22 protein-coding genes are annotated in these 25,916 nt (G+C 61.4%); 12 read left to right on the plus strand and 10 right to left on the minus strand.

Going from position 1 to position 25,916, the window contains the following annotated elements; genetic code table 11:
* Window positions 1-7: 7 nt before the first annotated feature.
* From ACODSJ_RS16235 to sdhC, 5 genes are all read right to left on the minus strand, one after another.
* Window positions 8-2,839 carry a 2-oxoglutarate dehydrogenase E1 component gene (locus tag ACODSJ_RS16235; RefSeq protein ID WP_489102690.1) on the minus strand — a complete coding sequence of 944 codons (2,832 nt, stop codon included), beginning with the start codon at window positions 2,837-2,839 and terminating at the stop codon, window positions 8-10.
* 262 nt (window positions 2,840-3,101) lie between these two features.
* Window positions 3,102-3,806 carry a succinate dehydrogenase iron-sulfur subunit gene (locus ACODSJ_RS16240; RefSeq protein ID WP_024780617.1) on the minus strand — a complete coding sequence of 235 codons (705 nt, stop codon included), beginning with the start codon at window positions 3,804-3,806 and terminating at the stop codon, window positions 3,102-3,104.
* 11 nt (window positions 3,807-3,817) lie between these two features.
* A complete protein-coding gene (gene sdhA / locus ACODSJ_RS16245) occupies window positions 3,818-5,590 on the minus strand; it encodes a succinate dehydrogenase flavoprotein subunit (RefSeq protein ID WP_489102691.1) in 1,773 nt (590 codons plus the stop codon).
* A 3-nt stretch (window positions 5,591-5,593) separates the two neighbouring features.
* Window positions 5,594-5,962 carry a succinate dehydrogenase, hydrophobic membrane anchor protein gene (sdhD, locus tag ACODSJ_RS16250; protein ID WP_260962954.1) on the minus strand — a complete coding sequence of 123 codons (369 nt, stop codon included), beginning with the start codon at window positions 5,960-5,962 and terminating at the stop codon, window positions 5,594-5,596.
* Window positions 5,956-6,330, minus strand: a complete 375-nt coding sequence (gene sdhC, locus ACODSJ_RS16255; RefSeq protein WP_489102692.1) for a succinate dehydrogenase, cytochrome b556 subunit — start codon at window positions 6,328-6,330, stop codon at window positions 5,956-5,958. Before sdhC ends, sdhD begins: the two co-directional genes overlap by 7 nt.
* A gap of 365 nt (window positions 6,331-6,695) precedes the next feature.
* On the opposite strand from sdhC, the gene gltA reads away from it, so the two are divergent.
* Entirely contained in the window at window positions 6,696-7,985 is a 1,290-nt protein-coding gene (gltA, locus tag ACODSJ_RS16260; protein ID WP_489102693.1) for a citrate synthase, read from the plus strand.
* 279 nt (window positions 7,986-8,264) lie between these two features.
* Here the strand turns inward: gltA and ACODSJ_RS16265 are convergent, their stop codons facing one another.
* From ACODSJ_RS16265 to ACODSJ_RS16275, 3 genes are all read right to left on the minus strand, one after another.
* Window positions 8,265-9,923, minus strand: a complete 1,659-nt coding sequence (locus tag ACODSJ_RS16265) for a cation acetate symporter (protein ID WP_489102694.1) — start codon at window positions 9,921-9,923, stop codon at window positions 8,265-8,267.
* Window positions 9,920-10,231: a DUF485 domain-containing protein gene (locus ACODSJ_RS16270; protein WP_489102695.1), complete on the minus strand. Its 312-nt coding sequence runs from the start codon at window positions 10,229-10,231 to the stop codon at window positions 9,920-9,922. Before ACODSJ_RS16270 ends, ACODSJ_RS16265 begins: the two co-directional genes overlap by 4 nt.
* Before the next feature lie 228 nt (window positions 10,232-10,459).
* The gene (locus ACODSJ_RS16275; RefSeq protein WP_489102696.1) at window positions 10,460-11,314 is read right to left on the minus strand and encodes a glycine betaine ABC transporter substrate-binding protein; all 855 of its coding nucleotides are present in this window, start codon (window positions 11,312-11,314) and stop codon (window positions 10,460-10,462) included.
* A gap of 371 nt (window positions 11,315-11,685) precedes the next feature.
* On the opposite strand from ACODSJ_RS16275, the gene ACODSJ_RS16280 reads away from it, so the two are divergent.
* Together ACODSJ_RS16280 and ACODSJ_RS16285 are read left to right on the plus strand one after the other, a co-directional pair.
* The gene (locus ACODSJ_RS16280; RefSeq protein ID WP_489102697.1) at window positions 11,686-12,984 is read left to right on the plus strand and encodes an alpha/beta fold hydrolase; all 1,299 of its coding nucleotides are present in this window, start codon (window positions 11,686-11,688) and stop codon (window positions 12,982-12,984) included.
* A gap of 25 nt (window positions 12,985-13,009) precedes the next feature.
* Window positions 13,010-13,765 (plus strand): MlaA family lipoprotein, encoded by a 756-nt coding sequence (locus ACODSJ_RS16285; protein WP_489102737.1) that lies wholly within the window; start codon window positions 13,010-13,012, stop codon window positions 13,763-13,765.
* A gap of 62 nt (window positions 13,766-13,827) precedes the next feature.
* Here ACODSJ_RS16285 and ACODSJ_RS16290 read toward each other — a convergent pair whose 3' ends face one another.
* Window positions 13,828-14,742 (minus strand): DUF808 domain-containing protein, encoded by a 915-nt coding sequence (locus ACODSJ_RS16290; RefSeq protein ID WP_489102698.1) that lies wholly within the window; start codon window positions 14,740-14,742, stop codon window positions 13,828-13,830.
* A gap of 129 nt (window positions 14,743-14,871) precedes the next feature.
* Between ACODSJ_RS16290 and ACODSJ_RS16295 the strand changes: the two genes are divergently transcribed.
* Window positions 14,872-15,477: a TetR/AcrR family transcriptional regulator gene (locus tag ACODSJ_RS16295; RefSeq protein ID WP_489102699.1), complete on the plus strand. Its 606-nt coding sequence runs from the start codon at window positions 14,872-14,874 to the stop codon at window positions 15,475-15,477.
* Window positions 15,478-15,607: 130 nt separating this feature from the next.
* On the opposite strand, the gene ACODSJ_RS16300 is transcribed toward ACODSJ_RS16295, so the two are convergent.
* Window positions 15,608-16,048 (minus strand): GlcG/HbpS family heme-binding protein, encoded by a 441-nt coding sequence (locus ACODSJ_RS16300; RefSeq protein ID WP_489102700.1) that lies wholly within the window; start codon window positions 16,046-16,048, stop codon window positions 15,608-15,610.
* Window positions 16,049-16,315: 267 nt separating this feature from the next.
* Here ACODSJ_RS16300 and gcl point away from each other — a divergent pair, with 267 nt between their 5' ends.
* From gcl to ACODSJ_RS16340, 8 genes are all read left to right on the plus strand, one after another.
* Window positions 16,316-18,091, plus strand: a complete 1,776-nt coding sequence (gcl, locus tag ACODSJ_RS16305; RefSeq protein ID WP_489102701.1) for a glyoxylate carboligase — start codon at window positions 16,316-16,318, stop codon at window positions 18,089-18,091.
* Window positions 18,092-18,253: 162 nt separating this feature from the next.
* Complete coding sequence (gene hyi / locus ACODSJ_RS16310; protein WP_489102702.1) at window positions 18,254-19,036, plus strand: hydroxypyruvate isomerase; 783 nt, start codon at window positions 18,254-18,256, stop codon at window positions 19,034-19,036.
* A gap of 164 nt (window positions 19,037-19,200) precedes the next feature.
* Window positions 19,201-20,091: a 2-hydroxy-3-oxopropionate reductase gene (locus ACODSJ_RS16315; RefSeq protein WP_489102703.1), complete on the plus strand. Its 891-nt coding sequence runs from the start codon at window positions 19,201-19,203 to the stop codon at window positions 20,089-20,091.
* An 84-nt stretch (window positions 20,092-20,175) separates the two neighbouring features.
* Entirely contained in the window at window positions 20,176-21,456 is a 1,281-nt protein-coding gene (locus tag ACODSJ_RS16320) for a glycerate kinase type-2 family protein (RefSeq protein ID WP_489102704.1), read from the plus strand.
* A complete protein-coding gene (gene pyk / locus ACODSJ_RS16325; protein WP_489102705.1) occupies window positions 21,446-22,861 on the plus strand; it encodes a pyruvate kinase in 1,416 nt (471 codons plus the stop codon). The genes ACODSJ_RS16320 and pyk overlap by 11 nt, the downstream gene beginning before the upstream one ends.
* Window positions 22,862-22,984: 123 nt before the next feature.
* On the plus strand, window positions 22,985-23,887 hold the full coding sequence (locus ACODSJ_RS16330) for an urea transporter (RefSeq protein ID WP_489102706.1): 903 nt from the start codon (window positions 22,985-22,987) through the stop codon (window positions 23,885-23,887).
* Between the two features lie 20 nt (window positions 23,888-23,907).
* The gene (locus ACODSJ_RS16335) at window positions 23,908-24,732 is read left to right on the plus strand and encodes an ion transporter (protein ID WP_489102707.1); all 825 of its coding nucleotides are present in this window, start codon (window positions 23,908-23,910) and stop codon (window positions 24,730-24,732) included.
* A 91-nt stretch (window positions 24,733-24,823) separates the two neighbouring features.
* On the plus strand, window positions 24,824-25,822 hold the full coding sequence (locus ACODSJ_RS16340; RefSeq protein ID WP_489102708.1) for a sulfate ABC transporter substrate-binding protein: 999 nt from the start codon (window positions 24,824-24,826) through the stop codon (window positions 25,820-25,822).
* Window positions 25,823-25,916: the final 94 nt, after the last annotated feature.

Here is a 25,916-nt window from a genome sequence, read left to right on the forward strand (position 1 = left end):
GAAGGCGTTAAACGGTAAACGCGGCTTGCAGCAGTTGTTCCTGCTGCTCGGCGTGCATCGATGCGTAACCACATGCAGGTGCAGCAGAAGCCTCGCGGCCCGCGTATTCGAGTACGAGAGACTTGTTGAGGTTGCTGATGCTGCGACGCAGGTGGTGTTGGCTGCAGTACCAGGCGCCCTGGTTCATCGGCTCTTCCTGACACCAGGCAGCCGCTTTGGCATTGGTGTAAGGCGCCAGGACTTCCTTCAGGTCGTCCTCAGGGAATGGGTACAGCTGCTCGATACGCACGATGGCGATATCGTCACGGCCTTCGGCACGGCGTTTTTCCAGCAGGTCGTAGTAGACCTTGCCGCTGCACAGGACAATGCGCTCGACCTTTTTCGGGTCCAGGGCATCGATTTCCGGGATAACGGTCTGGAACGAACCGTCGGCCAGGTCTTCGAGTGTCGAGATGGCCAGCTTGTGGCGCAGCAGCGACTTCGGCGTCAGGACGACCAGAGGCTTGCGCAGCGGGCGAATCACCTGACGGCGCAGCAAGTGGTAGATCTGGGCCGGCGTGGTTGGCATGCACACCTGGATGTTGTGCTCGGCGCACAGTTGCAGGTAGCGCTCAAGACGTGCCGAGGAGTGCTCGGGGCCTTGGCCTTCGTAGCCGTGCGGCAGCAACATGGTCAGGCCGCAGAGACGACCCCACTTGTGCTCGCCGCTGGTGATGAACTGGTCGATCACGACCTGTGCACCGTTGGCGAAGTCACCGAACTGGGCTTCCCAGATCACCAGCGCGTTTGGCGTGGTGGTCGAGTAACCGTATTCGAACGCCAGTACGGCTTCTTCCGAAAGGAACGAGTCGTACAGGTCGAACCGCGGTTGACCTTCGTAAAGGTTCTTCAGCGGAATGTAGGTGCTGGCGTCTTTCTGGTTGTGCAGGACGGCGTGACGGTGCGAGAACGTACCGCGGCCGATGTCCTGGCCGGTCATGCGGATCGGGTGACCTTCGAACGCCAGGGTCGCGTACGCCATGGTTTCGGCGTAGCCCCAGTTGATCGGCAGGCCGCCGGCTTGCATCTTCTGGCGGTCTTCGTAGATCTTCGCAACCTGGCGCTGAACCACGAAGCCTTCCGGGATTTCCAGCAGCTTGGCGGACAGTTCCTGCAAGGTCTTGAGGTCGAAACGCGTGTCGTGACGTGCAGTCCAGGCGTGGCCCAGGTATGGACGCCAATCCACGAACAACTCTTTGTTCGGCTCCTTGACCAGGCTTTTCACCACGTGCAGACCGTTGTCCAGCGCGTTGCGGTATTCGTCGACCTTGGCCTGGACGCGCTCGGAGTCGAGCACACCGGCCTGGATCAGGCGATCGGCATACAGCTCACGGGTGGTGCGCTGCTTGGTGATCTGCTGATACATCAGAGGCTGGGTGCCGCTAGGCTCGTCCGCTTCGTTGTGGCCGCGACGACGGTAGCAGACCAGGTCGATCACCACGTCACGCTTGAACTGCATGCGGTAGTCGATGGCCAACTGGGTCACGAACAACACGGCTTCCGGATCATCGCCATTCACATGGAGGATCGGCGCCTGGATCATCTTCGCAACGTCGGTGGCGTACTCGGTGGAACGCGAGTCCAGCGGGTTGCTGATGGTGAAGCCGACCTGGTTGTTGATCACGATGTGCACGGTACCGCCGGTCTTGAAACCGCGGGTCTGCGACATCTGGAAGGTTTCCATGACCACGCCCTGACCGGCGAATGCCGCGTCACCGTGGATGGAGATCGGCAGGACCTTCTCACCGGTCGGGTCGTTGCGACGATCCTGACGGGCGCGAACCGAACCTTCGACCACCGGGGAAACGATTTCCAGGTGGGACGGGTTGAACGCCATGGCCAGGTGGACTTCACCGCCAGTGGTCATCACGTTGGACGAGAAGCCCTGGTGGTATTTCACGTCACCGGAACCCAGCTCGACCTTCTTCTTGCCTTCGAACTCGTCGAACAGCTCGCGCGGGTTCTTGCCGAAGGTGTTGACCAGCACGTTCAGACGGCCACGGTGGGCCATGCCGATGACCACTTCCTTGGTGCCGTAGGAGCCGGAACGCTGGATCAGTTCGTCGAGCATCGGAATCAGGCTTTCGCCGCCTTCCAGGCCGAAACGCTTGGTGCCCGGGTATTTGGTGCCCAGGTATTTCTCCAGGCCTTCACCGGCCGTCACGCGCTCCAGCACATGGGTCTTGATGTCGGCGGAGTACGTCGGGCGACCGCGCACGCTTTCCAGACGCTGCTGGAACCACTGGCGCTGCTCGGAGTCGGTGATGTGCGTGAATTCAGAACCGATGGTGCGGCAATATGTCTGCTGCAACGCTTCGTGAATTTCGCGTAGGCTGGCTTCCTCTTTGCCGATGAACAGGTCGCCGGCACGGAAGGTCGTATCAAGATCGGCATTGGTCAAGCCGTAGTGATTGATCGACAGGTCTGCCGGTGCAGGACGCTGCCACAGTCCCAGCGGGTCAAGCTGGGCTGCCTGGTGGCCACGCATACGGTAGGCCTGGATCAATCGCAGCACTTCAACTTGCTTCTTCTCGTGCTCAGTGCTCACGCTCCCGGCGGAAACCGGTTGGGCGCGGCGCTGGTTCTTTGCCAGCAGCACGAAATGATCGCGAATCGTGGAGTGCGAAACATCGGTGGCAGAGTTGCCTTCGGTCGGCAACTTCTGAAAGTAGGTGCGCCACTCTTCTGGCACAGCGTTAGGGTCGTGCAGGTAGAGTTCGTAGAGCTCTTCCACATAGGCAGCGTTACCACCGGAAAGGTGGGCACTGTTCCACATGCGCTGCATCACGCTTTCTTGCATGCTTGGTCACCCTCGATTAGGGGAGCACCACCGGCGAAAACACCGAGCAAACTTGCAGAAGTCCGAGTGCAGCGACTAAAACAAGCCACTAAGGATCACGCTGATAGTCCGGGTACCAGCCCGGATTCCCCTGCTTGTCTCATTTCTTCAAAATAAGAACCGCCGCTTTGTGGGCGGCTGCTCTGGTTATAGCTATGACGCGGGTTGAAGCCCGCGCCTTAGCCTCTACGGGTACAGCAGTTCTACGGGTACAGCAGCTGAATCACACGCCGCTTTGCAGCAACATGTTACGTACGTGACCGATGGCCTTAGTCGGGTTCAGGCCTTTCGGGCAGACGTTGACGCAGTTCATGATCCCGCGGCAGCGGAATACGCTGAACGGGTCATCCAGTGCAGCCAGACGCTCGGACGTCTTGGTGTCACGGCTGTCTGCCAGGAAGCGGTACGCTTGCAGCAGGGCGGCCGGGCCCAGGAATTTGTCCGGGTTCCACCAGAAGGATGGGCACGAGGTCGAGCAGCAGGCGCACAGGATGCACTCGTACAGACCGTCGAGCTTTTCACGCTCTTCCGGGGACTGCAGACGTTCGATGGCCGGAGCCGGCGTGTCGTTCTGCAGGAATGGCTTCACCTTCTCGTATTGCTTGTAGAAGATGCTCATATCGACGACCAGGTCACGAATAACCGGCAAACCTGGCAACGGACGTACGATCAGCTTGTTGCCCTTGACCACGGCAGACAGCGGCGTGATGCACGCCAGGCCGTTCTTGCCGTTGATGTTCATGCCGTCGGAGCCGCAAACGCCCTCACGGCACGAGCGACGATAGGAAAAACCTTCGTCCTGTTCCTTGATCAGGGCCAGTACGTCCAGCACCATCAGGTCTTTACCGCCGGTATCGACCTGGAAATCCTGCATGAACGGCGCGGCGTCCTGATCAGGGTTGTAACGATAAACACTGACTTGCAACATAGTGGCCACCCTTAATAAGTCCGGACTTTAGGTTCGAAAGTCGGAACAGTCTTCGGCGAGAAGTTCACGGCACGCTTGGCAACGCGTTTCTCACCCGGGAAGTACAGGGTGTGGCACAGCCAGTTTTCGTCGTCACGGTCTTCGAAGTCTTCGCGGGCATGGGCGCCACGGGACTCTTTACGCACTTCGGCCGCGATCGCGGTGGCTTCAGCCACTTCCAGCAGGTTTTGCAGTTCCAGCGCTTCGATACGCGCAGTGTTGAACGCCTGCGATTTATCGTTGATCTTCACGTTGGCGATTCGTTCACGCAATTGCGCCAACTGGGCGATACCCTTCTGCATGTATTCGCCGGTACGGAATACACCGAAGTAGTTCTGCATGCAGCTTTGCAGCTCGCGACGCAGGGTGGCGACGTCTTCACCATCGGTACGGCTGTTCAGCGCGTTCAGGCGAGCCAGGGCCGCATTGATGTTGGCGTCGGTGGCGTCGTCGTACTCGATGCCATCGCTCAGGGCTTTTTCCAGGTGCAGGCCGGCAGCGCGACCGAATACCACCAGGTCGAGCAGCGAGTTGCCGCCCAGGCGGTTGGCACCGTGAACCGATACGCAAGCCACTTCACCCACTGCGAACAGGCCAGGGATGATTTGGTCCACGCCTTCGGCGTTCTGGGTGATGGCCTGGCCATGAATGTTGGTGGCTACGCCGCCCATCATGTAGTGGCAGGTTGGAACGACTGGAACCGGCGCAACCACTGGATCGACGTGTGCGAAGGTCTTGGACAGTTCGCAAATGCCTGGCAGGCGGCTGTGCAGCACTTCCTCGCCCAGGTGGTCGAGCTTGAGCATCACGTGGTCGCCATTCGGACCGCAACCGTTGCCGGCGATGATCTCTTTAACCATCGAACGGGCAACCACGTCACGACCGGCAAGGTCCTTGGCGTTCGGAGCATAACGCTCCATGAAACGCTCGCCGTGCTTGTTGATCAGGTAACCGCCTTCACCACGGCAACCTTCGGTGACCAGTACACCGGCGCCGGCGATGCCGGTTGGGTGGAACTGCCACATTTCGATGTCTTGTACCGGCACGCCAGCACGCAGAGCCATGCCGACGCCGTCACCGGTGTTGATCAGGGCGTTGGTGGTGGAGGCGTAGATACGACCGGCACCGCCGGTTGCCAGCACGGTGGCTTTCGAACGGATGTAGGTGGTTTCGCCGGTTTCGATGCAGATGGCGATCACGCCGACGAACGCGCCCTCCTGGTTTTTCACCAGGTCAACAGCGTAGTACTCGTTCAGGAACGTGGTACCGGCTTTCAGGTTGCCCTGATAAAGGGTGTGCAACAGCGCGTGACCGGTACGGTCGGATGCGGCGCAGGTACGGGCAGCCTGCCCGCCTTTACCGTAATCCTTGGACTGGCCGCCGAAAGGACGCTGGTAGATACGACCGGTTTCGGTACGCGAGAACGGCAGGCCCATGTGGTCCAGCTCGAATACCGCAGCCGGGCCTTCCTGACACATGTATTCGATAGCGTCCTGGTCACCGATGTAGTCGGAACCCTTGACGGTATCGTACATGTGCCAGCGCCAGTCATCGTTCGGGTCGGCCGAAGCGATGGCGCAGGTGATGCCGCCCTGGGCGGAAACAGTGTGCGAACGGGTCGGGAAAACCTTGGTGATTACCGCAGTCTTGTGACCGCCTTGTGCCAGTTGCAGCGCTGCGCGCATGCCAGCACCGCCACCACCAACAATGATGGCGTCGAAAGAAATCGTAGGAATGTTAGCCATGAATCAGATACCCCAAAGAATCTGCACACCCCAGACGAAGTAGGCGAACATCGCGACGCCGCATACTGCCTGGAAGAGGAAACGTACGGCAGTCGCCGATTTGCCGAACGCCATTGGCGTCAGGTAGTCGGTGGCAATGGTCCACATGCCGACCCAGGCGTGAGCGCCCAGTGCGACAAGCGCCAGCAGACTGAAGATACGCATCCCGTTGTGTGCAAACAGCTCATGCCATTGGGCGTAGCCAAGGCCAGGGTTTGCTATGACATATCCGATCAGGAAGATGAAATAAGCCGCGAGAACGACCGCAGACACACGCTGCGCCATCCAGTCATAGAGGCCCGAACGCGAGAGGTTCGTGACGTTAGTTACCATATCCAGACTCCTGCCAGAACGATCAGCACCGCGGTGACGGCGATAATGATTTTCGAGCCCAGCTTGCCGCCTTCCAGCGTCTCACCGATGCCCATGTCCATGATCAAATGGCGCACACCGGCAACCAAGTGATACAGCAAGGCGGACAGGATGCCCCAAATCACTAGCTTGGCTAGCGGACTGGTCAGACACGCTTTCACCTGACCGAAGCCTTCTTCCGAATCGAGCGACTTGTCCAATGCATAAAGCATGATGGCCAGGCTGACGAAGAGGATGACACCGGAAATACGGTGAAGAATGGACGTGTAAGCAGTGACTGGGAGTTTGATGGTCCTTAGGTCTAGGTTTACAGGTCGTTGGCTTTTCACGGCTTTTTTTTCACACTGAAGAGCCCCTAACAATCAGGGCAAAGTTGTTGGGGCGCGCACTGGTCAGGTACTCACCACCCAGGGAGTGACGACCCCCAGCAAAGCAGGCCCAAAAGCCCCTGGCGGTCGGTGGCCGAGTATAGACAGTTAGGCTACTAATGACAACGCGTTCACCTTCCCCTAATAGCGCATTGCACATACAGCACAAAAGGCGTAAATGGCAGGCAATTTCGAGGAAAAAGTCAGGTTAAAGCCTTCTGGAGCAAGACTTTAGGCAAATTGACTTTCGGATTTATCTCACTATAGTGGTGCGGGCCCTGCGTGGGGGGTCTGTCTGATGATTTCAAGCATTAATAGGAGGCCACATGGCTGACAAAAAAGCGCAGTTGATCATCGAGGGCGCAGCCCCCGTCGAGCTGCCCATTTTAACCGGCACCGTTGGTCCCGATGTAATCGACGTACGGGGCCTGACGGCCACGGGCCGTTTCACCTTTGACCCAGGTTTCATGTCGACCGCCTCGTGCGAGTCGAAAATCACCTACATCGACGGCGACAACGGCATCCTGCTGCACCGCGGCTACCCGATCGAGCAACTGGCTGAAAAATCGGACTACCTGGAAACCTGCTACCTGCTGCTCAACGGCGAGCTGCCAACCGCAGATCAAAAGGCCCAGTTCGTCAGCACCGTGAAGAACCACACGATGGTTCACGAACAACTGAAGAGCTTCTTCAACGGCTTCCGTCGCGACGCCCACCCGATGGCCGTCATGTGCGGTGTCGTCGGCGCTCTCTCGGCGTTCTACCACGACTCCCTGGACATCAATAACCCCCAGCATCGCGAGATTTCCGCGGTCCGCCTGGTGGCGAAGATGCCGACCCTGGCAGCGATGGTCTACAAGTACTCCATGGGCCAGCCCATGATGTACCCACGCAACGACCTGAACTATGCAGAGAACTTCCTGCATATGATGTTCAACACCCCGTGCGAGATCAAACCGATCAGCCCGGTGCTCGCCAAGGCCATGGACCGGATCTTCATCCTCCATGCCGACCACGAGCAGAACGCGTCCACATCCACCGTGCGCCTGGCCGGCTCTTCGGGTGCGAACCCGTTCGCCTGTATCGCCGCGGGTATCGCCGCACTCTGGGGCCCGGCCCACGGCGGTGCCAACGAAGCGGTACTGACCATGCTCGATGAAATTGGCGATGTCTCGAACATCGACAAGTTCATTGCCAAGGCCAAGGACAAGAACGATCCGTTCAAGCTGATGGGCTTCGGTCACCGGGTCTACAAGAACCGCGACCCGCGCGCCACCGTCATGAAGCAGACCTGCGACGAAGTGCTCAAGGAACTGGGGATCAATAACGATCCGCAACTCGAACTGGCCATGCGCCTGGAAGAGATCGCCCTGACCGACCCGTACTTCATCGAGCGCTCTCTGTACCCGAACGTCGACTTCTACTCGGGGATCATCCTCAAGGCGATCGGCATTCCAACCAGCATGTTCACCGTGATCTTCGCCCTGGCGCGGACCGTCGGCTGGATCTCCCACTGGAAGGAAATGCTCTCCAGCCCGTACAAGATCGGCCGTCCACGCCAGCTGTACACCGGCTACGAGTCGCGTGACATCACCAAGCTGGAAGACCGCAAGTAACAAGGTCTGACGCTACACCGAAACGGCCCCTGCTTCTTATATAAGAGCAGGGGCCGTTTTTTTATGCCTCCAGACTGGACTGCCTGCACTGACGCCATCGCGAGCAAGCTTTGCTCCCACAGAGTTCTATAATGGGCATTGACTCTGTGCTCACCCTCCTGCGGGAGCAAAGCTTGCTCGCGATGGCGCACTCACAAACAACACAGACAGCACAGAAAAAAATACCCCAGCCTCTCGACCGGGGTATTTCTTCAAACACTACACCTGCAACTTACCGCATCAGTGGTTAACCGCCCCACTCGCCCCCAGGCCAGTCTGCGAACGCACGAACTGCGGGAAGAACAGCGCCCGCTCGTTCTCGGCCGCGGTCGACTTGTCGGTGATGGAGAAGAACCAGATGCCGACGAAGGCAATGGCCATCGAGAACAGCGCCGGGTATTCATACGGGTAGATCGGCTTCTCGTGCCCCATGATCTGCACCCAGATGGTTGGGCCCAGGATCATCAAGCCAACGGCACTGACCAGGCCCATCCAGCCGCCGATCATGGCGCCACGGGTGGTCAGCTTCTTCCAGTACATCGAAAGCAACAGCACCGGGAAGTTGCAGCTCGCCGCGATGGAGAACGCCAGGCCCACCATGAACGCGATGTTCTGCTTCTCGAACAGGATGCCCAGGCCGATCGCCAGCACCGCCAGGGCGATGGTGGTGATTTTCGAGACGCGGATCTCGTCCTTCTCGTTGGCCTTGCCTTTCTTGATCACGCTGGCGTACAGGTCATGGGACACCGCCGAGGCACCAGCCAGGGTCAGGCCCGCAACGACCGCCAGGATGGTGGCGAAGGCTACGGCCGAGATGAAGCCCAGGAAGACGCTGCCACCCACCGCGTTGGCCAGGTGCACCGCCGCCATGTTGTTGCCGCCGAGCAAGGCACCTGCCGCGTCCTTGAAGGCCGGGTTGGTGCTGACCAGCAGGATCGCGCCGAAGCCGATGATGAAGGTCAGGATATAGAAGTAACCGATAAAGCCAGTGGCATACAGCACGCTCTTGCGCGCTTCCTTGGCGTCGCTCACGGTGAAGAAGCGCATCAGGATGTGCGGCAGGCCAGCGGTACCGAACATCAGCGCCAGACCCAGGGAGAACGCCGAGACCGGATCTTTCACCAGGCCGCCGGGGCTCATGATCGCCTCGCCTTTAGGGTGAACCTTGACCGCTTCGGCAAACAGCATGTTGAAGTCGAAGTTGACGTGTTTCATGACCATCAGGGCCATGAACGAAGCGCCCGACAACAGCAGCACCGCCTTGATGATCTGCACCCAGGTGGTGGCCAGCATGCCGCCGAACAGCACGTAGAGGCACATCAGGATACCCACCAGGACCACCGCAACGTGATAGTCCAGGCCGAACAGCAGCTGGATCAGCTTGCCGGCACCGACCATTTGCGCGATCAGGTAGAACGCCACCACCACCAGCGAGCCGCTGGCAGACAGGGTGCGAATCTGGGTTTGGCCCAGGCGATAGGACGCCACGTCGGCAAATGTGTATTTACCCAGGTTACGCAGGCGCTCGGCGATCAGGAACAGGATGATCGGCCAGCCCACCAAAAAGCCGATGGAGTAGATCAGCCCATCGTAGCCGGAGGCGAACACCAGCGCGGAGATCCCCAGGAAGGACGCCGCCGACATGTAGTCGCCGGCAATGGCCAGGCCGTTCTGGAAACCGGTGATCCGACCGCCCGCCGCATAGTAGTCAGCGGCCGACTTGTTGCGCTTGGACGCCCAGTAGGTGATGCACAGGGTCGCCCCCACGAACACCACGAACATGACGATGGCGGAGACGTTCAGGGGTTGTTTCTGCACGGCACCGGTGAGGGCTTCAGCCGCCCAGGCACCCGGCGCAAACACGGCAATGCTCAAAAGAGCCAGTAGACGACGGATCATTGCTGAGCCTCCTTGAGAATCGCATTGTTCAGGTCGTCGAACTCGCCGTTGGCGCGCCGTACATAGATAGCGGTCAGGACGAAGGCCGAGACGATCAGGCCGACGCCGATGGGAATCCCCCAGGTGATCGTCGACTCGGGCGAGATCTTGGCCCCGAGAATGTGTGGCCCGTAGGCAATCAGAAGAATGAAGCCGGAATACAGCCCAAGCATGATCGCCGAGAGAACCCAGGCGAACCTTTCCCTTTTTCTCACCAGCTCCTTGAAGCGCGGGCTGTTTTGAATCGAGAGGTAAATGCTGTCGTTCATTGTTTTTATCCTCGCAGCACAGATTTAAGTTGGAACGACTCTACTCTATGCGGCCCAAGGCCAGGTTCCAGACGACCTTAGTATTAGAACGACATGACGGTTTTGCCAGTTTGCCCTTAACCGCTGCATTGCTTCTTTGTGGGAGCGGGCTTGCACATGCTGAACATTGAAAAAAAAACCGCATGACCCTAAAGCCATGCGGTTTTCGAGAGCGCTAAACCCGGCCGATTATTTGCCGGTCCACTCCTTCACGCGGTCCGGGTGCTTGGCGACCCAGTCCTTGGCAGCGGCTTCAGGCTTGGCACCCTCTTGGATGGCCAGCATGACTTCGCCGATTTCGTCCTTCGAGGCCCACTGGAATTTCTTCAGGAAGGCCGCCACTTCCGGCGCCTTGCCTTCCAGCTCCTTGCTACCGATGCTGTTCACGGTTTCAGCCGCGCCATAGACGCCTTTCGGGTCTTCCAGGAAGCGCAGTTTCCACTTGGCGAACATCCAGTGCGGCACCCAACCGGTCACGGCAATGGATTCGTTCTTCTTCTCGGCACGGGTCAGCTCGGCAATCATGCCGGCGCCGGAACTGGCCTTGAGTTGATAACCGGTCAGGTCGTAGTCCTTGATTGCCTGCTCGGTCTTGAGCATCACGCCCGAACCGGCGTCGATGCCGACAATACGTTTCTTGAAGGACTCGTCGGTTTTCAGATCCTCAAGGGACTTGGCCTTGACGTACTCCGGCACGATCAGGCCGATCTTGGCGTCCTTGAAGTTCGGGCCGTAGTCGACCACCTGGTCCTTGTTCTTGGCCCAGTAGTCGCCGTGAGTCACTGGCAGCCAGGCCGAGAGCATCGCGTCGAGCTTGCCGGTGGCTACGCCCTGCCACATGATCCCGGTCGCAACCGCTTGCAGCTTCACGTCATAACCGAGCTTCTGCTGGATGACTTCGGCTGCCACGTGGGTCGTCGCGACGCTGTCGGACCAGCCGTCAACGTAGCCGATGCTCAGGGTTTTGGTTTCGGCGCTGGCCAGTGTGGAGCTGATCGCCAGTACCAGTGCGGCACCTGCGCCCATGAGTCGTCGCATCTTCATCGTGTACTTCCCCGAAAGTGCTGCGCCCGGCGGATGCCGAGCGACGTCAACGTATTTTTATGGTGCTCAGCGCCCCCATCACGCTCGCCTGCAAACCGGTTCGAACATCAGTGGAGTACTGATGCAACGATCATCAACCTGCGCCGGCCTGGGACCTGATCTGGCAGCGACATCGAAACAACGGGAAACGACATCAGAACGCCATCCGCGACAAGTGTAGGCAACTATCCAATTACCCGCCGCAACGTGTATCGTTCCGAGGCTATTTACCCGCCGTTCAAGGCTGTTTCGTGCTCGTTGTGGCACTTGGCTCGGCTTCGGTGGTCATAGCCTGCACACCCTCCGGTACCTTTCTCTAGGGATTTCAGTCAATGCCCCGTTCCCTGCGCTTCGCTGCCCTGCTCGGCGGCCTTCTCCTGAGTGCGTCCGCGCTGGCGGTGGATATCGACGCCGCCAGCTATGGCTATCCCTTGACTAACCCGTTCGAGGCGACCATCGCCACGACCCCGCCGGACTTGCGCCCGGACCTGCCGCCCATCGAGGACATCCACCAGGCGGACCACAGCCTGACCCTGCGCCCGGAACGCCAGTTCATCCTGCCGGACAACTTCTGGCCGGTGAAAAGCCTCACCTACCGCATGGCCACCCAGGACAAACCCGCACCGCTGATCTTCCTGATCGCCGGCACGGGCGCGCGCTACGACAGCACCCTCAACGAATACCTCAAGCGCCTCTACTACAAGGCCGGCTACCACGTGGTGCAGCTGTCCTCGCCCACCAGCTTCGACTTCATGAGTGCCGCTTCGCGCTTCGCCACGCCGGGGATCAGCAAGGAAGACGCCGAAGACATGTACCGGGTGATGCAAGCCGTGCGCGCGCAGCATCCGAAGCTGCCGATCACCGAGTACTACCTCAGTGGCTACAGCCTCGGCGCCCTGGACGCCGCCTTCGTCGCCCACCTGGATGAAACCCGGCGCAGTTTCAACTTCAAGAAAGTGTTGCTGCTCAACCCGCCCGTGAACCTCTACACCTCGGTCACCAACCTGGACAGGCTCGTCCAGACCCAGGTCAAGGGCATCAACAGCACCACCACATTCTATGAACTGGTGTTGAACAAGCTGACCCGCTACTTCCAGCAGAAAGGCTACATCGACCTCAACGACGCCCTGCTGTATGACTTCCAGCAGTCCAAGCAGCATCTGAGCAACGAGCAGATGGCCATGCTGATCGGCACCTCGTTCCGTTTCTCGGCGGCCGACATCGCGTTCACCTCGGACCTGATCAACCGACGCGGCCTGATCATCCCGCCCAAGTTCCCGATCTCCGAAGGCACCAGCCTGACGCCCTTCCTCAAGCGCGCCCTGCAATGCGACTTCGACTGCTACCTCACCGAGCAGGTGATTCCGATGTGGCGGGCGCGTACCGATGGCGGCAGCGTGCTGCAACTGGTCGACCAGGTCAGCCTCTACGCCCTGAAGGATTACCTGCATGCCAGCCCGAAGATTGCCGTCATGCACAACGCCGACGACGTCATCCTCGGCCCGGGTGACCTGGGTTTCCTGCGCAAGACCTTTGGCGATCGCCTGACGGTCTACCCCTTGGGCGGGCACTGCGGCAACCTTAATTACCGCGTCAACAGCGACGCCATGCTGGAGTTCTTCCGTGGCTAAATATCTCCTGCTTATCGCGGCGTTGATGGGGGCGGGCCTGGTCCACGCCGAGGACAGCAAGGCCCCGGCGCCCGCCGTGGTGGACGCCGACGGCTTCAAGGAACCGCTCAGCCGGCTCAAGTTCAACCCGGGGCTGGACCAACGCGAATTCGAGCGCTCGACCCTCAACGCGCTGAACGTCTATGACCCACTGGAGTCGTGGAACCGCCGCGTCTACCACTTCAACTACCGCTTCGACCAATGGGTGTTCCTGCCCGTCGTCGATGGCTATCGCTACGTCACCCCGGGCTTCGTGCGCAGCGGGGTCAGCAACTTCTTCAACAATCTGGGCGACGTGCCGAACCTGATGAACAGCCTGTTGCAGTTCAAGGGCAAGCGCTCGATGGAAACCACGGCGCGCCTGCTGCTCAACACCACCATCGGCATCGCCGGCCTCTGGGACCCGGCCACCGCCATGGGCCTGCCGCGCCAGAACGAAGACTTCGGCCAGACCCTGGGCTTCTATGGCGTGCCCGGCGGCGCGTACGTCGTGCTGCCGATCCTCGGCCCATCGAACCTGCGCGACACCTCGGGCTTGCTGGTGGACTACACCGCCGAATCGGCGATCAACTTCCTGAACGTGTCTGAGGTCAGCGCCAACCACCCGGAACTGCTGGCCCTGCGCGTCGTCGACAAGCGCTACCAGACCGGCTTCCGCTACGGGCAACTGAACTCGCCGTTCGAGTACGAGAAGGTGCGGTACGTGTATACCGAGTCGCGCAAGTTGCAGATTGCCGAATAGATCACATAGAACCCCTGTAGGAGCGGGCTTGCTCGCTCCCACAGGGGTTGGTGTTGTCAGGCTTAGCCTTTCAGCATTTTCCAGATCTTGCCAACCGCCATCACTCCGACCAACACCGCCGCCCCTGCCACGATCCCCGCCGCCGCATTGAGCAGCATCGGCACGATGAACCCGGCACCGCCGGCGCTGGCCGTCACGCCTTCGATCCAATGATGCACCGCCGGCACGCCGTGGGTGAGGATGCCACCGCCCACCAGGAACATGGCCGCAGTACCGATCACCGACAGGCCTTTCATCATGTAGGGCGCTGCACGCAGGATGGCGCCGCCGATGCACTGGGCGGCCTGGCTTGGTTTCTGCGTGAGCCACAAGCCCAGGTCATCGAGCTTGACGATCCCCGCCACCAGGCCGTAGACGCCGGCCGTCATGACGATGGCGATGCCCGACAGGACGATCACCTGCTGGGACAGCGCCGCGTCGGCAACGGTGCCAAGGGTAATGGCGATGATTTCCGCCGACAGGATGAAGTCGGTGCGCACCGCGCCCTTGATCTTGTCCTTTTCAAAGGCCACCAGATCGACCGCCGGATCGGCCACCGCCTCCACCAGTTGCGCGTGCTCGACCTGGTCTTCGGCCGGGCTGTGGAGAAACTTGTGGGCGAGCTTCTCGAACCCTTCGAAACACAGGTAGGCGCCACCCACCATCAACAGCGGCGTCACCAGCCAGGGCACGAAGGCGCTGATGGCCAGCGCCGACGGCACCAGGATCAACTTGTTGAGGAACGAGCCCTTGGCCACCGCCCACACCACCGGCAGTTCCCGCTCGGCACGCACACCTGACACTTGCTGGGCATTGAGCGCCAGGTCATCGCCGAGCACGCCGGCGGTTTTCTTGGCGGCCATCTTGGTCATCAATGCAACGTCGTCGAGCACGGTGGCGATGTCGTCGATCAGTACCAGCAAACTGCTTCCAGCCATGGGGGCCTCCTTGAATGATAATGCCGCGCAGCATACCGCGAGCCGGGGTATCAGGGGCATTCTTGAGCCTCGCGCGAAGCCGGTGCTACCATGCCCCACCGCCAGAACAGGCAAGGAACCCCTGGGTTTATGAGCACTATCCGCGAGCGCAACAAAGCATTGATCCTGCGTGCCGCCAGCGAGGAATTTGCCGACAAGGGCTTCGCCGCGACCAAGACCAGCGACATCGCGGCCAAGGCCGGCCTGCCCAAACCCAACGTCTATTACTACTTCAAATCCAAGGAAAACCTCTACCGCGAGGTCCTGGAAAGTATCATCGAGCCGATTATCCAGGCGTCGACACCGTTCAACGCCGACGGAGTGCCCGGCGAGGTGCTGAGCCATTACATCCGCTCCAAGATCCGCATCTCCCGCGACCTGCCCTTCGCCTCGAAAGTCTTCGCCAGCGAAATCATGCACGGCGCCCCCCACCTGAGCCCCGACCTGGTGGAACAACTCAACGCCCAGGCCCGGCACAACATCGCCTGCATCCAAACCTGGATCGACCGCGGCCAACTCGCCCCCATCGACCCCAACCACCTGATGTTCAGCATCTGGGCCGCCACCCAGACCTATGCCGATTTCGACTGGCAGATCACGGCGGTAACCGGCAAGGCGAAGCTGGATGAAACGGACTATGAAGCGGCGGCGCAGACGATTATTCGGTTGGTTTTGAAGGGCTGTGAGGTGGCCTGAAACACCGCATCACGCCCATTCGCGAGCAAGCCCGCTCCCACAAGGAATTTGCGACGCTCACACATTTTGTGTCGATCACCAGATCCTGTGGGAGCGGGCTCGCGAATACGCCAGTCCATTCACGGCAAAATCAAACGGCAATCCCCGCATCCCCCCGCAACCCCACCCCCTCGACCGCGGTGAGCGCCACCCGCTCATCCACATCCGAAGCATCACCACTGACGCCAATCGCGCCCAACACACGCCCCTCCTGATCCCGGATCAACACCCCACCCGGGGCGGGCACGATGTTGCCCTGCCCCAGGCCGTTGAGTGCAGCGAAAAAGGCCGGGCGTTGTTGGGCGTCCTGGGTGAGCAGGCGCGAGCCCTTGCCCAGGGCAATGGCGCCCCAGGCCTTGCCGATGGCGATCTGGGGACGCAGCAGGCTGGCACCGTCTTCGCGCTGTAAGGCGATCAGGTGTCCCCCGCTGTCCAGGACCGCGACGGTCAGCGGTGCAGCGCTGATCTCACGGCCGGCGTCAAGAGCTTGCCCCGCCAGGTCGACGGCGATTTTCAAGGTTAGAGCGCTCATGGGTGCTGTCCTTCTTTTGTTATGAAAAAGCTTGATGGGTTGCGTTTTCAGCAAAACCGAACGCAACAAATAGAACACAATGAAATAATTTTTTGTATACAATTATTTGCTTAAATTGCCATTCACGACGAAACGACGCAGCGTTCATGGCACTCCAACGAATGAAACAGGCGCTTGAGAAAATGGGTTGACCTGCGTCTTTCGCCATGAATACACTCTGCGCAAAGCCACTTGTATACAATTACAAAACGTAAGAGGCACAAAACAATGAGCAAAATGAGAGCAATCGAAGCCGCCGTCCTGGTGATGCGCCGCGAAGGCGTGGACACCGCCTTCGGCATCCCGGGGGCTGCGATCAACCCGCTTTACAGCGCCCTGCAAAAGGTTGGCGGCATCGATCATGTCCTCGCTCGCCATGTAGAAGGTGCCTCGCACATGGCCGAGGGCTACACCCGCACCCAGGCGGGCAATATCGGTGTGTGCATCGGTACGTCGGGCCCGGCCGGTACCGACATGGTCACCGGCCTGTACAGTGCCTCGGCGGATTCGATCCCGATTCTGTGCATCACCGGCCAAGCGCCCCGCGCCCGGTTGCACAAGGAAGATTTCCAGGCGGTGGACATCACCAGCATCGTCAAGCCGGTGACCAAGTGGGCGACCACGGTCCTGGAACCAGGCCAGGTGCCGTATGCGTTCCAGAAGGCGTTCTACGAGATGCGTTCCGGCCGGCCGGGCCCGGTGCTGATCGACCTGCCGTTCGACGTGCAGATGGCCGAGATCGAATTCGACATCGACGCCTACCAACCGCTGCCCCTGGCGAAACCGGCAGCCAATCGGGTGCAGATCGAAAAAGCGCTGGCGATGCTCAATGAATCCGAACGGCCCTTGCTGGTGGCCGGAGGCGGCATCATCAACGCCGACGCCAGCGAGCTGCTGGTGGAGTTTGCCGAGCTCACCGGTATCCCCGTGATCCCCACGCTGATGGGCTGGGGCACCCTCCCTGACGACCACCCGCTGATGGTCGGCATGGTCGGCCTGCAAACGTCCCACCGTTATGGCAACGCGACGCTGCTCAAGTCGGACCTGGTGCTGGGCATCGGCAACCGCTGGGCCAACCGTCACACCGGCTCGGTGGAGGTGTACACCGAAGGGCGCCGGTTCATTCACGTCGACATCGAACCGACCCAGATCGGCCGCGTCTTCACGCCGGACCTGGGCATCGTTTCCGACGCCGCCTCGGCCCTGACGACCTTCATCGAAGTGGCCCGCGAATGGCAGGCCGCCGGCAAGCTGAAAAACCGCGGCGCCTGGTTGCAAGATTGCCAACAGCGCAAGGCCAGCCTGCAACGCAAGACCCACTTCGACAACGTGCCGGTCAAGCCACAGCGCGTGTACGAAGAGATGAACCAGGTGTTCGGCAAGGACACCTGCTACGTCAGCACCATCGGCCTGTCGCAAATCGCCGGGGCGCAGTTCCTCCATGTGTACAAGCCACGTCATTGGATCAACTGCGGCCAGGCCGGCCCATTGGGCTGGACGATCCCGGCCGCATTGGGGGTGGTCAAGGCCGATCCGAACCGCAAGGTGGTGGCGTTGTCGGGTGACTATGACTTCCAGTTCATGATCGAGGAGCTGGCGGTGGGGGCACAGTTCAAGCTGCCATACATCCACGTCGTGGTGAACAACTCCTACCTGGGCCTGATCCGCCAGGCCCAGCGCGGGTTCGACATGGACTATTGTGTGCAACTGTCTTTCGACAACCTCAACGCGCCGGAACTCAACGGCTATGGCGTGGACCATATCGCCGTGGCCGAAGGCCTGGGCTGCAAGGCGCTGCGGGTGTTCGAGCCGTCCGGCATCCAGCCGGCTTTGCGCCAGGCCCAGGCGATGATCGAGGAGTTCAAGGTGCCGGTGGTCGTCGAGATTATCCTGGAGCGGGTGACCAACATTTCCATGGGCACCGAGATCAACGCCGTCAACGAATTCGAAGACCTGGCGCTGGTGGGCAACGACGCGCCGACGGCGATTTCGTTGCTCGATTGACTGCCGCCCTCCTGTGGGAGTGAGCTTGTGTGGGAGCAAGGCGTGCCCGCGATGCAGGCGCCTCTGTTCATGTTGATACCGAGGCGATGCCATCGCGGGCAAACCTTGCTCCCACAGAAACCCGCCACCACAAGGGCTTCATACTATTCAAAGGAGACCACCATGCCGCGTTTCGCCGCCAACCTGTCCATGCTGTTCACCGAGCAGGACTTCCTCGCCCGTTTCGAAGCGGCCGCCAAGGCCGGTTTCAGTGGGGTCGAATACCTGTTCCCCTATGACTACAGCTCCGCCGAACTCAAGGCCTTGCTCGACGCCAACGGCCTGACCCAGGTGCTATTCAACCTGCCCGCCGGCGACTGGGCCAAGGGCGAGCGCGGCATCGCTTGCCTGCCGGACCGGGTCGCCGAGTTCCGCGCCGGTGTCGACCTGGCCATCGCCTACGCCCAGGTGCTGGGCAACACCCAGGTCAATTGCCTGGCCGGGATCTGTCCGCAGAACTGCGATGCGGCCCTGGCGGAAAAAACCTTCGTCGCCAACCTGAAGTACGCCGCCGAGAAGCTGCAAGCCAAGGGCATCAAGCTGGTGATGGAGATGATCAACACCCGCGACATTCCCGGCTTCTTCCTCCACAACACCGCCCAGGCCTTGTCGATCCGCGAGCAGGTGGGCAGCGCCAACCTGTTCCTGCAATACGACATCTACCACATGCAGATCATGGAAGGTGACCTGGCCCGCACGCTGTCGGCGCACCTGAAGGAAATCAACCATGTGCAACTGGCGGACAACCCCGGGCGCAACGAGCCGGGCACCGGCGAGATCAACTACCGCTTCCTGTTCGAACACCTGGACCGCATCGGCTACACGGGTTGGGTGGGTTGCGAATACAAGCCGCTGACCACTACCGAGACGGGGCTGGGCTGGCTGAAAACCCATAACGCGCTCTGATCCGATACTGCCTTTGTGGCGAGGGAGCCTGCCCCCGCTCGGCTGCGAAGCAGACGCATGATTTTTCACCCGACATGGATTTCTGGGGCCGCTTCGCGGCCCAGCGGGGGCAGGCTCCCTCGCCACAAAAACCCCGGGACATCTAAATAAGAGAGGATTTTCTCATGGCTAAAATCGGATTCATCGGCACCGGCATCATGGGTCACCCCATGGCATTGAACCTGCAAAAGGCCGGGCACAGCCTGTTCCTGTCCCAGCATCACGATGCGGCCCCGGCCGATCTGCTGGCCGGCGGTGCGGTGGCGCTGGCCACTCCCCAGGAAGTCGCCCAGGAAGCCGAGTTCATCATCGTCATGGTCCCGGACACGCCGCAGGTCGAGGACGTGCTGCTGCGGACCGATGGCGTGGCCGCCGGTGTTGGCGCGGGCAAGGTGGTGATCGACATGAGCTCGATCTCCCCCACCGCCACCAAGGCGTTCGCGGCGAAGATCAACGAAAAAGGCGCGCAATACCTCGACGCGCCGGTCTCCGGCGGTGAAGTCGGCGCCAAGGCCGCGACCCTGAGCATCATGGTCGGCGGCGACAGCAGCGCCTTCGAACGCGCACTGCCGCTGTTCCAGGCAATGGGCAAGAACATCACCCTGGTGGGCGGCAACGGTGACGGCCAGACCGCGAAAGTGGCGAACCAGATCATCGTCGCCCTGAACATCCAGGCGGTGGCCGAAGCCTTGCTGTTCGCCTCGAAAAACGGTGCCGACCCGGCCAAAGTCCGTGAAGCGCTGATGGGCGGTTTCGCTTCGTCGAAGATCCTGGAAGTGCATGGCGAACGAATGATCAAGGGCACCTTCGACCCGGGCTTTCGCATCAGCCTGCACCAGAAGGACCTGAACCTGGCCCTGCAAGGCGCCAAGGAGCTGAACATCAACCTGCCCAACACCGCCAACGCCCAGCAAGTGTTCAGCACCTGCGCGGCCCTCGGTGGCAGCAACTGGGACCACTCGGCGCTGATCAAGGGGTTGGAGCACATGGCCAATTTCTCGATTCGCGATAACTGAGCCCTGCACTTCCCTGTGGGAGCGCGCTTGTTCGCTTTCCACAGGGGCTGCGTCAACGCCAATAATAAAAATCGGGAGCCCGCCATGTCGGTCGATCCGCAACAATTGCTGCGCGAGCTGTTTGCCACGGCCATCGACGCGGCCCATCCGCAGCATGTGCTTGAACAATACCTGCCGACCGACCGCAGCGGCCGGGTGATCGTCATCGGCGCCGGCAAGGCAGCCGCGGCGATGGCGCAAGTGGTCGAGCGGTGCTGGCAGGGCGAGGTCAGCGGCCTGGTGGTGACCCGTTACGGTCATGGCGCACCCTGTCAGAGAATCGAAGTCGTGGAAGCCGCGCACCCGGTGCCCGATGCCGCCGGCCTGGCGGTGGCCCGGCGGGTGCTGGCGTTGGTGAGCAACCTCAGCGAAGACGATCGCGTCATCTTCCTGCTGTCCGGCGGTGGCTCGGCCCTGCTCGCCTTGCCCGCCGAAGGTATCACCCTGGCCGACAAGCAAGCGCTCAACAAGGCCCTGCTCAAGTCCGGCGCCACCATCGGCGAGATGAACTGCGTGCGCAAACACCTCTCGGCGATCAAGGGCGGACGCCTGGCCAAGGCCTGCTGGCCGGCGACGGTGTACACCTACGCGATTTCCGACGTACCGGGCGACCTCGCCACGGTCATCGCCTCCGGCCCGACCGTAGCCGACCCCAGCACCTCGGCCGAAGCCCTGGCGATCCTCAAGCGTTACCACATCGACGTGCCGACCGCAGTGCGCAACTGGCTGCACAGCGCGGAATCGGAAACCGTCAAACCCGGCGACCCGTGCCTGGCCCGCAGCCACTTTCAATTGATCGCCCGGCCCCAGCAATCGCTGGAAGCGGCGGCGGTGAAGGCCCGCCAGGCCGGTTTCAGCCCGTTGATCCTCGGCGACCTGGAGGGCGAATCCCGGGAGGTGGCGAAAGTGCACGCCGGCATCGCCCGGCAAATCGCCCTGCACGGCCAGCCACTGGCGGCGCCCTGCGTGATCCTGTCCGGCGGCGAGACCACGGTGACCGTGCGCGGCCAGGGCCGTGGCGGGCGCAACGCCGAATTCCTGCTGAGCCTGATCGACAGCCTCAAGGGCCATCCGGGCATCTACGCCCTGGCCGGCGACACCGACGGCATCGACGGCTCCGAAGACAACGCCGGCGCCATCATGACCCCAGACAGCTATCGCTGCGCCGTCGAGCTGGGCCTGAACGCCAGCGACGAGCTGGACAACAACAATGGCTACGGCTACTTCGCCGCACTCGATGCGCTGATCGTCACCGAACCGACCCGCACCAACGTCAACGATTTCCGCGCCATCCTGATCCTCGAGAGCCCTCACCATGACGCCTGATAAAAAGGTCAAGATCCTCGCCACCCTCGGCCCCGCCACCCGTGGTATCGATGACATCCGCGCGCTGGTACAGGCCGGGGTGAACATCTTTCGCCTGAACTTCAGCCACGGCGAGCACACCGACCACGCCCAACGCTACCAATGGATTCGTGAAGTCGAACAGCAGCTCAATTATCCGCTGGGCATCCTCATGGACCTGCAAGGCCCGAAGCTGCGGGTCGGCCGGTTCGCCGACGGCAAGGTGCTGCTGCAACGCGGCCAGGCCTTGCGCCTGGACCTGGACCCGACGCCAGGTGATGCGCGCCGGGTCAACCTGCCCCACCCGGAGATCATCGCGGCGCTGGAGCCCGGCATGGACCTGCTGCTGGACGATGGCAAGCTGCGCCTGCGGGTGACTCGCAAACACCCCGAGGCCATCGACACCGAAGTGCTCAACGGCGGTGAACTGTCGGACCGCAAAGGCGTGAACGTGCCCCAGGCGGTGCTCGACCTGAGCCCATTGACCGCCAAGGATCGACGCGACCTGAGTTTTGGCCTGGAGCTGGGTGTGGACTGGGTGGCCCTGTCGTTCGTCCAGCGCCCCGAAGACATCCGCGAAGCCCGCGCACTGATGGGCGACAAGGCGTTCCTGATGGCCAAGATCGAGAAACCCTCAGCGGTGGCCCAATTGCGGGAGATCGCCGAGCTGAGCGACGCGATCATGGTCGCTCGCGGCGACCTGGGCGTCGAAGTCCCGGCCGAGAGCGTGCCGCAGATCCAGAAAAACATCATCGGCACCTGCCGCGCCCTCGGCAAACCGGTGGTCGTGGCGACCCAGATGCTCGAATCGATGCGTTTCTCACCGGCGCCCACCCGCGCCGAAGTCACCGATGTGGCCAACGCCGTGGCCGAAGGCGCCGATGCAGTGATGCTGTCGGCCGAAACTGCTTCGGGCGACTACCCGCTCGAAGCCGTGCAGATGATGAGCAAGATCATTCGCCAGGTGGAAAACGGCCCGGACTACCAGGCGCAGCTGGATGTCAGCCGGCCGAAAGCCGAGGCGACGGTGTCCGACGCCATCAGTTGCGCGATCCGCCGCATCAGCAACGTGTTGCCGGTGGCGGTGCTGGTGAACTACAGCGAGTCAGGCAGTTCCAGCCTGCGCGCGGCACGGGAACGGCCGACGGTGCCGATTCTCAACCTGACACCGAACCGGCAGGCCGCTCGGCGCCTGACGGTGGCCTGGGGCGTGCACTCGGTGGTCAACGATCGGTTGAAGCAGGTGGATGAAGTCTGTTCCACCGCCCTGGAAATCGCCCAGGCCCAAGGCATGGCCCAACGCGGCGATACCCTGCTGATCACCGCCGGCGTGCCGTTCGGGCAGCCGGGGTCGACCAATTCGTTGCGTATCGAGACCTTAATCTAGCGCCTGTACCGGCCCCTTCGCGAGCAAGCCCGCTCCCCCAGGCGTTTTGTGATCGCCGCAAATCACCTGTGGGAGCGGGCTTGCTCGCGAAGAGATCGACTGGGTCCATCAGACATACCAACCATGCCCAACCCCCACTGCCCCGACTGGGCCACCGCCCTGCTCAATGGCTTCAGCCAGGTGTTCCTCCAGCGCCATCCTCTGTGTGGCCTGCTGTGCCTGTTGTCGATCCTGCTCACCGCGCCCACCTCGTTCGGCGGCGCGTTGCTCGGCGGCGTGGCCGGCTTGCTCACGGCCCAGCGGCGCGGTTACGCCAAGGCCGACCGCCAGGCCGGGTTGTTCAGCTACAACGGCATCCTGCTGGGCTTGCTGCTGAGCCTCGCGCTGCCCTGGTCGGCCCTGTTGCCGCCGTTGATCATCGCCGCAGGCGGCCTCAGCGCCATGCTGACCCAACAATGGCTCAAGCGCGCCCGAGGCCCGCGCTGCCTGCCCGCCTACACTGCGCCCTTCGTCGGGCTGGCTTGGCTACTGATGAGTTTCACCTTGCCACCCTCACCGCCCGCCTCGATGGAAATGACCCTACCCAACCTGCTGGCCGCACCTTTGAGCGGACTGGGCCAGGTCATGTTTCTCGGCCACCCGGCGGCCGGTGCGCTGATCGCCGCAGGCCTGCTGCTGGCCGACTGGCGCGCCGCCGCCTGGGCGCTGTTCGGTTCGGCCGCCGGCCTTGCCTTCGCCTTGTTGCAGCATGAAAACGCCATCGCCCTTTGCGGGTTGGGCAGCTACAACCCGGCTCTCGTAGCACTGGCCCTCAGCCAACAGCACCGCCAGCCATGGCTACCACTCGCGGGCATCCTCCTGGCCGTCATGCTCGCACCCGGTTTCAACGCCCTCGGCCTGCCGCCACTCACCGCGCCCTTCATCCTCGCCTGCTGGCTGGTCCACGCCACCGGCCGGGCCTGGCACCAGGCTCGCCTCGACACCGCGCCTTGCGCTTTGCCGGGCAATCGCCCTAGGCTTCGCTGATCCCGGTTCAGGCGAAAATCATGGAAAGCAGCAACCACTGGCGTGAACGCCTCTACGTCATCATTTTCCAGACCGACACCGTGGCTGGCCGCCGCTTCGACAGCACCTTGCTGTTGATCATCCTCGCCAGCCTGGTGACAGTGATGCTCGACAGCATCGACAGCGTGCACAAGACCTACGCGCCGCTGTTGGCCGCCATCGAGTGGGGCTTCACGTTCATCTTCATCGTCGAATACGGCCTGCGCCTGTACTGCTCGCCCAAGCCTTTGCGCTACGCCTTCAGTTTCTATGGCCTGGTGGACTTGCTGGCGATCGTGCCGGGGATCCTGGCGCTGTATTACAGCGATGCCCAATACCTGCTGATCATTCGGATCATCCGGATGCTGCGGATTTTCCGCGTGCTCAAGCTCAGCCCCTACCTCAAGCAAGCCAACTACCTGATGGCGGCGCTGCGAGGGAGCAAGCAGAAAATCATCGTGTTCCTGGTCAGCGTCTCGACCCTGGTGACCGTGTTCGGCACGCTGATGTACGTGATCGAAGGCCCGGGGAACGGCTTCACCAGCATTCCCAAGGGCATCTACTGGGCGATCGTGACACTGACGACCGTCGGCTTCGGCGATATAGTGCCCAAGACACCACTGGGCCAAGTCGTGTCGTCCCTGGTGATGATCACCGGTTATTCGATCATTGCCGTGCCGACAGGCATTTTCACTGCTGAATTGGCCACCGCCATGCGCGGGGATCCGCTGCAGCACGAATGTCCGGTGTGCAGCAAGGCGCATCACGAACAGGACGCCGCCTTCTGCTCGCGCTGTGGCAATGCACTGTTCAAGAAATTGGAATAAGCAAAGCACTTTTTAATGCTTGAAGGCCTATGAGCTTGTCATTAGTGTGCCGGCTAGTTGCCCGCAACCCTCTATAAAAAAGGAATTGGTAGTGAAGAACTTCTTTGGCGCCTCCCTTCTCGTCGCCGGCCTGGCCTTTGGCAGCCTGGCCCACGCCGCACCGTCCCTGCTCAACGTTTCCTACGACGTGATGCGCGATTTCTACAAGGACTACAACGTCGCCTTCCAGAAGCACTGGCAGGCCGAGCACAACGAGAACATTACCGTGCAGATGTCGTTCGGCGGCTCCAGCAAGCAGGCGCGCTCGGTGATCGACGGGCTGCCGGCGGACGTCATCACCATGAACATGGCCACTGACATCAATGCCCTGGCGGACAACGGCAAGCTGGTGCCCGAGAACTGGGTCACGCGCCTGCCGAACAACAGCGCGCCGTTCACCTCGGCCACGGTGTTCATCGTGCGCAAGGGCAACCCCAAGGCATTGAAAGACTGGCCCGACCTGCTCAAGGACGGCGTGCAAGTGATCGTGCCCAACCCGAAAACCTCCGGCAACGGCCGCTACACCTACCTGTCGGCCTGGGGTTACGTGCTCAAGAACGGCGGTGACGAGAACAAGGCCAAGGCCTTCGTCGGCAAGCTGTTCAAGCAGGCACCTGTGCTGGACACCGGCGGCCGCGCCGCGACCACCACCTTCATGACCAACCAGATCGGCGACGTGCTGGTGACCTTTGAAAACGAAGCGGAGATGATCGCCCGCGAATTCGGTCGCGACCAGTTCGAAGTGGTCTACCCGAGCGTTTCCGCCGAGGCCGAGCCACCGGTCAGCGTGGTCGACAAAGTGGTCGAGAAAAAAGGCTCCCGCGAAGCCGCCGAGGCGTACCTCAAGTACCTGTGGTCGCCTGAAGGTCAGGAAATCGCCGCCGCCAACTACCTGCGTCCACGGGACCCGGCAGTGTTGGCGAAATACACCGATCGCTTCCCGAAAGTCGATTTCCTCTCGGTGGAAAAAACCTTCGGCGACTGGCGCACCGTGCAGAAGACCCACTTCAATGATGGCGGGATTTTCGACCAGATCTACAGCGGGCAATAAGCTGATCACACCTCCACTGTGGCAAGGAGCTTGTTGTGGCGAGGGAGCTTGCTCCCGCTCGGTTGCGTAGCGACCGCAAGATACTAGGGTCTGC

This window comes from Pseudomonas sp. FG6, assembly GCF_057809015.1.